The organism is Pseudomonas huaxiensis (assembly GCF_003231275.1).
Taxonomy (GTDB): Bacteria; Pseudomonadota; Gammaproteobacteria; order Pseudomonadales; family Pseudomonadaceae; genus Aquipseudomonas; species Aquipseudomonas huaxiensis.
Genome location: NZ_QKVL01000147.1, coordinates 1 through 784, shown reverse-complemented (window position 1 = coordinate 784; position 784 = coordinate 1). Strand labels below are relative to the sequence as shown.

Below are 784 nucleotides of genomic sequence, written 5' to 3'. Positions count from 1 at the left end.
ATTCTTTACTCCTGACGGTGGCGGGAACAGCCGGCTGACACGCTCGCGGCCCAGCGCCTTGATCTGTCGCTGCTCACGCAGATGGACTTCAAGCACCGCGCGGTCAGCGGGGCTAACCAGACCCATGGGGTTGAACTGGGGTGGCGTGCTCGTTTCACGGCGGTAGACTTCGCCGAACTCTGTCGCAGCGTCATGCAACTGGGTCTTGCCCATGTCCGCATCGAAGTCCTTGACCCCTGGCTCCAATGGCGCCGACGGCAGGCGCTCGCGCCGCTCCCTGGCACGTTGCTCGACGCGGCGTTTTTCCACGTCTTTCTGCTTTTGGTTGCGCAGGGCCTCGGCCTTTTTGCGAACCTCCGGCGCAGCTTGGGTGTCGGAGGATTCCTTGTAGAAGGTCTGGTGCTCGAGGGTTCTGAAGGCATAGCGGTCGATACGCCAGGCGGTGATCCAACCGAGTTGGTCGCGGAGGGCGGCTTCTACCGTTTTGTCGGAGGGGAGGGGGTTGTAGTTTTCGATGTACTCAAATGAGAGGGTATCTGGGACAGGAGAAACGCCCAAAGTTGCCTCACGCCAAGCATTGAATCGTTCAGCCAACGTTGGAGCGACAAGAAACTCCAGAACAACCCGATTAGGCATTTCCCTCCATAAATCATGTCTCAGTTCATTTGGAAGTGTGTCAGCCATAACCTTAAGCGGTGCACCATGGGAGAACGCATCTGAGAACAGTGAATGCAATGCAACTTGAGAAAGCAGAAGAGAATCATATTTGTAGATCGCTTTACCC

1 protein-coding gene is annotated in these 784 nt (G+C 56.8%); it reads right to left on the bottom strand.

Features of this window, described 5'->3' with window-relative positions; all coding sequences use genetic code 11:
• Positions 1-784: T6SS phospholipase effector Tle1-like catalytic domain-containing protein (locus tag DM374_RS32620; protein WP_450088436.1), on the bottom strand; the 784-nt coding region annotated here is incomplete at both ends.